Annotated in this window: 3 protein-coding genes; all 3 read left to right on the plus strand. The window is 36.8% G+C overall.

What is annotated here, in order from left to right:
• Nucleotides 1-147: 147 nt before the first annotated feature.
• The 3 genes from galM to lacZ all read left to right on the plus strand — a co-directional run bounded on the left by galM (nucleotide 148) and on the right by lacZ (nucleotide 6,215).
• Nucleotides 148-1,194, plus strand: a complete 1,047-nt coding sequence (galM, locus tag HMPREF9425_RS03015) for a galactose-1-epimerase (RefSeq protein WP_003096659.1) — start codon at nucleotides 148-150, stop codon at nucleotides 1,192-1,194.
• Between the two features lie 102 nt (nucleotides 1,195-1,296).
• Nucleotides 1,297-3,201 (plus strand): sugar MFS transporter, encoded by a 1,905-nt coding sequence (locus HMPREF9425_RS03020; protein WP_003096660.1) that lies wholly within the window; start codon nucleotides 1,297-1,299, stop codon nucleotides 3,199-3,201.
• 2 nt (nucleotides 3,202-3,203) lie between these two features.
• Nucleotides 3,204-6,215 carry a beta-galactosidase, LacZ type gene (gene lacZ, locus HMPREF9425_RS03025; protein WP_003096662.1) on the plus strand — a complete coding sequence of 1,004 codons (3,012 nt, stop codon included), beginning with the start codon at nucleotides 3,204-3,206 and terminating at the stop codon, nucleotides 6,213-6,215.
• Nucleotides 6,216-6,384: the final 169 nt, after the last annotated feature.

Consider the following 6,384-nt stretch of genomic DNA (forward strand, 5'->3'; position numbering starts at 1 on the left):
GACAATATCGAAAAAATCATTGAAAGTGCCTGGGCATGGCATTTAAGCCATCCAAAAGGGTACGATGATCGAGGATAATTAAAATAATAAACAAAGGGTCAAAGAGTATATATAATTGTTGTACTCTTTGTTTTTTGAGGAAATAATATGAAAATAAGCTGCGAAATTATTGGAAAAGTTGATTCAGGCGATGTCAGTAAAATTTCAATGGAAAATAATAATGGTGTTGTCATTTCCACACTCACAACAGGTGCTACACTTCAGGAGTTTTTGGTTCCAACGGAAACTGGTGCTCTTAAAAATATAGTACTTGGTTTCAGTGATTACGAGGATTACTATAAGAATAATTTATGTGCCTGCCAGTCCATTGGTAGGGTTGCTGGAAGAATTGGGAAAGCTTCGTATACTCATAATATGGTTCTTTATAGCCTTCCTAAGAATGAGGGAGAAAACTGTTTACATGGCGGTCCAAAAGGAATGCAGGTTCAAAATTGGAACTATGTCACAAACCTGAATGATGAATATGTTGAGACAAAATTTATTAGAAGACTTTATTCAAGTGTAGATGGCTTTCCTGGTGATGTGACAGTCTCTATTAGTTATAGACTTAACAATAATAACCGCTTAACAATACTCTTTGAAGCCTTCGATGTTACAGAGTCAACAGTCTTTAATCCGACGAACCATGTTTACTTTAATCTTAGCGACAAACAGGATTTATCAAGTCATGAGTTACAAATCTATTCAGACTATCGTTTAGAGTTGGATTCTGAGTTAATTCCTACTGGACAAAAAATTAATGTAGATGGAACGAATTATGATTTCAGAAAGACAACTGACTTACTACCTCGAATTGAAGAAAATCAAGGTTTTGATGATGCTTTTGTAGTAGGTGGTGAAACTTGTGATCATGTGAAAGAAGTAGCTATTTTACATGATAAAGAAAGCGGAGATGGTATCGAAATCTTCTCAAACAGAAATGGTTTAGTCATTTTTACGATGGATGATATCGAAGATAATATTTACTTTGCAAGAGATAAAGGCAAAATGGCAAAAGGGCGTGAAGCTATTGCTATGGAAGCTCAAACCCTTCCAGATGCCGTTAATCACAAAGGTTTTGGAGATATTATCTTAGATAAAGGTCATAGTGTAAACTATGAAATTGGCTTCCAATACTTTAATTCATCAAAATAATCATGTATTAGTAAAAGTTTAGTAAAAAACACTAAAATTATTGACTGCATAAACTAATTCCCATATAATGTAAACGTATTCAAATGATAGGAGGTTTTCGAAATGGGAAAATCTAAAGGTCAGATGAAGTCTCGTCTATCCTACACAGCTGGTGCTTTTGGTAACGACGTCTTCTATGCAACGTTGTCAACATACTTTATCATGTTTGTGACAACTCACTTGTTTAACACAGGTGATCCAAAGCAAAATAGTCACTACGTACTATTAATCACTAACATTATCGCCATTTTGCGTATCTTGGAAGTATTTATCGATCCATTGATCGGTAATATGATTGATAACACTCATACTAAGTATGGTAAATTCAAACCATGGGTAGTTGGTGGTGGTATCATCAGTTCTATCGCCTTGTTGCTTCTCTTCACCGATTTAGGTGGTTTGAATAAAACAAATCCTTTCTTGTACCTTGTACTTTTTGGAATTATCTACCTTATAATGGATGTCTTCTACTCGATTAAAGATATCGGTTTCTGGTCAATGATCCCTGCTTTGTCTCTTGATAGTCACGAACGTGAAAAAATGGCAACTTTTGCCCGTATTGGTTCTACGATTGGTGCCAATATTGTCGGTGTTGCCATCATGCCAATCGTTTTGTTCTTCTCTATGACGAACAGTAGTGGCTCTGGAGATAAATCTGGATGGTTCTGGTTTGCATTTATCGTTGCTCTCATTGGTGTGATTACATCAATTGCTGTTGGTATTGGTACACGTGAAGTTGAGTCAAAACTTCGTGATAACAAAGAAAAAACTAGCCTTAAACAAGTCTTTAAAGTTCTTGGTAAAAACGACCAATTGATGTGGTTGTCTCTTGGATATTGGTTCTATGGTCTTGGTATTAATACACTTAATGCTCTTCAACTTTATTATTTCACATTTATCCTTGGTGATTCAGGGAAATACTCAATCCTTTACGGATTGAATACAGTTGTTGGTTTGGTTTCAGTTTCACTCTTCCCTAGCCTAGCTGGTAAATTTAACCGTAAACGTTTGTTCTATGGATGTATTGCAGTAATGCTCGGTGGTATCGGAATCTTTAGTATTGCAGGAACATCACTTCCAATGATCTTGACTGCAGCTGAACTCTTCTTCATTCCACAACCTCTTGTGTTCCTTGTTATCCTCATGATTATCTCTGACTCAGTAGAATATGGTCAATGGAAATTGGGACACCGTGATGAATCACTTACTTTGTCAGTTCGTCCACTTGTTGATAAACTTGGTGGTGCGATGTCAAACTGGCTTGTTTCTACAATTGCCGTAGCTGCCGGTATGACAACAGGTGCCTCAGCATCAACAATTACAACTCATCAACAGTCAATTTTTAAACTTAGCATGTTTGGTTTCCCAGCTGCAGCTATGCTCATCGGAGCTTTCATCATTGCTCGTAAAATCACTTTGACTGAAGCACGTCACGCTGAAATTGTTGAAGAATTAGAACATCGCTTTAGTGCAGCAACTTCTGAAAACGAAGTTAGTACTAATATCGTGTCTCTTGTAAATCCTACAACTGGTAAACTAGTTGATCTTTCAAGCGTTAGTGATAAACACTTTGCTTCAGGTAGCCTAGGTAAAGGATTTGCAATCAAACCTTCAGATGGTAAGGTTTTTGCCCCAATTAGTGGTACAGTTCGTCAGATTCTACCTACTCGTCATGCGATTGGTATTGAAAGTGATGATGGTGTTGTTGTTCTCGTACACATTGGTATTGGAACAGTTAAACTTAAAGGTGAAGGATTCATTAGTTATGTTGAACAAGGTGATCGTGTTGAAGTTGGACAAAAACTTCTTGAGTTTTGGTCACCAATTATTGAACAAAATGGACTTGATGATACAGTACTTGTTACAGTAACTAATTCTGAAAAATTCAGTGCTTTCCACCTTGAACAAACAGTTGGAGAAGAGGTTAAAGCCTTGTCTGAAGTTGTTACTTTTAAAAAAGGAGAGTAAGAATGAAAACAACTGAAAAAATTCAAACCTATTTGAATGATCCAACAATTGTTAATGTCAATACAGTTAGTGCTCACTCAGATCACAAGTATTTTGAATCACTTGCAGAATTTTCTGAAGGTGAGATGAAGTTAAGACAATCTCTTAATGGAAAATGGAAAATTCATTATGCTCAAAATACAAATCAAGTTTTAAAAGACTTTTATAAAACCGAATTTGATGAGTCAGATTTGGACTTCATTAATGTACCAGGTCACCTGGAGCTTCAAGGGTTTGGTTCTCCACAATATGTAAACACACAATATCCTTGGGATGGTAAAGAATTCCTTCGTCCACCTCAAGTTCCTCAAGAATCAAACGCAGTTGCATCATATGTCAAACATTTTACGTTGAATGAGGCTTTAAAAGATAAAAAAGTATTTATCTCATTCCAAGGTGTTGCCACTTCCATCTTTGTATGGGTCAATGGTAACTTCGTAGGATACAGTGAAGACTCATTTACACCTAGTGAATTTGAAATTAGTGATTACCTTGTGGAAGGTGATAACAAGTTGGCAGTAGCTGTTTATCGTTACTCTACAGCAAGCTGGTTGGAAGACCAAGACTTCTGGAGACTGTACGGTATTTTCAGAGATGTCTACTTGTATGCTATTCCAAGAGTCCACGTTCAGGATCTCTTTGTTAAGGCAGATTATGACTACCAAACAAAAATAGGTCAATTGGACATTGATTTGAAGACTGTTGGTGATTATGAAGATAAGAAGATTAAATATGTTCTTTCGCATCATGAAGGTATCGTTACAGAAGGTGATGAATCTGTTAATGGTGACGGTGAACTATCTGTAAGTCTTGAAGATTTGCAAATCAAACCTTGGAGTGCTGACAGTCCTAAACTTTACAATTTGACCCTTCATGTTCTGGATGATGAGCAAGTTGTTGAAGTCGTTCCAGTTAAAGTTGGATTTAGACACTTTGAAATTAAAGATAAACTCATGCTTTTGAATGGTAAGAGAATTGTCTTTAAAGGGGTGAACAGACACGAATTTAACGCTAGAACAGGACGTTGTATCACTGAAGAAGATATGCTTTGGGATATCAAAGTGATGAAACAACATAACATCAATGCTGTTCGTACGTCTCACTATCCTAACCAAACACGTTGGTATGAATTGTGTGATGAATATGGACTTTATGTTATCGATGAAGCCAACCTTGAAACACACGGTACATGGCAAAAACTTGGTCTAAGTGACCCTTCATGGAATATCCCAGCTAGTGAACCAGAATGGTTGCCTGCTTGTTTGGATCGGGCAGATAACATGTTCCAGCGTGATAAGAACCATGCTAGTGTTATCATTTGGTCTTGTGGTAATGAATCATATGCCGGTAAAGACATTGCTGATATGGCTGATTACTTCCGTAGTGTTGACAATACTCGTCCAGTTCACTATGAAGGTGTTACATGGTGTCGTGAATTTGATTACATTACAGACATCGAAAGTCGAATGTATGCGAAACCAGCTGATATTGAAGAATATCTCACTAACAATCCTCAAAAACCTTATATTTCATGTGAATACATGCATACAATGGGTAACTCTGGTGGTGGATTGAAACTCTACACTGACTTAGAGAAATATCCAGAATACCAAGGTGGATTTATTTGGGACTTCATTGACCAAGCTATTTACAAACCACTTCCAAATGGTAGCGAATTCTTATCATATGGTGGTGATTGGCATGATAGACCTTCTGACTACGAATTTTGTGGAAATGGTATTGTTTTCGCAGATCGTACCCTAACTCCAAAACTTCAAACAGTTAAACATCTTTACTCTAATATTAAGATTACTGTTGATGAAAAATCAGTAACTATCAAGAATGATAATGTCTTTGAAGATCTTTCTGCATATACTTTCCTAGCTAGAGTTTACGAAGATGGTAGAAAAGTTAGTGAAAGTGAATATCACTTTGATGTTAAACCAGGTGAAGAAGCAACATTCCCAGTTGAATTCGCAGTTGGATCTTCAAATGCTGAACGAATTTACGAAGTTGCTTGTATTCAGAAGGAAGCAACTGAATGGGCTCCAAAGGGTTATGAAATTGTTCGTGGTCAATATGTTGCTGAAAAGATTAGCACTGAAACACCAGTTAAATCCCCTTTGAATGTTGTTGAAGGCGACTTCAACATCGGAATTCAAGGACAAAACTTCTCAATCTTGCTTTCACAAAATACTCTAGTATCTGCTAAGTATAATGGTGTTGAATTCATTGAGAAAGGTCCTAAACTTAACTTTACTCGTGCTTACACTGACAACGATCGTGGTGCTGGATATCCATTCGAAATGGCAGGCTGGAAGGTTGCTGGAAACTATAGTAAAGTTACAGATACTCAAATTCAAATCGAAGACGACTCTGTTAAAGTGACTTATGTTCATGATTTGCCAGGCTTGTCTGATGTCGAAGTTAAGGTAACTTATCAAGTTGATTACAAGGGTAGAATCTTTGTTACTGCAAACTATGATGGTAAAGCAGGTTTGCCAAACTTCCCTGAATTTGGTCTAGAATTTGCTATCGGCTCACAATTTACAAACCTTAGCTACTATGGATACGGTGCAGAAGAAAGCTACCTTGATAAACTTTCTGGTGCCTATCTTGGTCGATATGAAACTTCTGTTGAAAAGACATTTGCTCCATATCTAATGCCACAAGAATCTGGTAATCACTATGGTACTCGTGAATTTACAGTTTCTGATGATAACCATAATGGTCTTAAATTCACCGCACTTAATAAAGCATTCGAATTCAGTGCTTTGCGCAACAGTACTGAACAAATTGAAAATGCTCGTCATCAATATGAATTGCAACAATCTGACGCTACTTGGATTAAAGTTCTTGCAGCTCAGATGGGTGTCGGTGGTGACGACTCATGGGGTGCTCCAGTTCATGACGAATTCTTGCTTAGCTCAGCAGATAGCTATCAATTAAGCTTCATGATTGAACCACTAAATTAGGTAGTTGTTAGGAATCTAGTTGTACATTATTTGATAAACATAAAAGAGAAGCTTTGGAGACTTCTCTTTTCATGTTTTAAAGGGGATTAAATCATTAGTGTGTTAGTATCTGCCAAAAATCTACAAGCGGTACTGATTAGCACTCCAACACATTATAAATATATTTCAA

It is taken from the genome of Streptococcus vestibularis ATCC 49124 (assembly GCF_000188295.1).
GTDB classification, from domain to species: Bacteria; Bacillota; Bacilli; order Lactobacillales; family Streptococcaceae; genus Streptococcus; species Streptococcus vestibularis.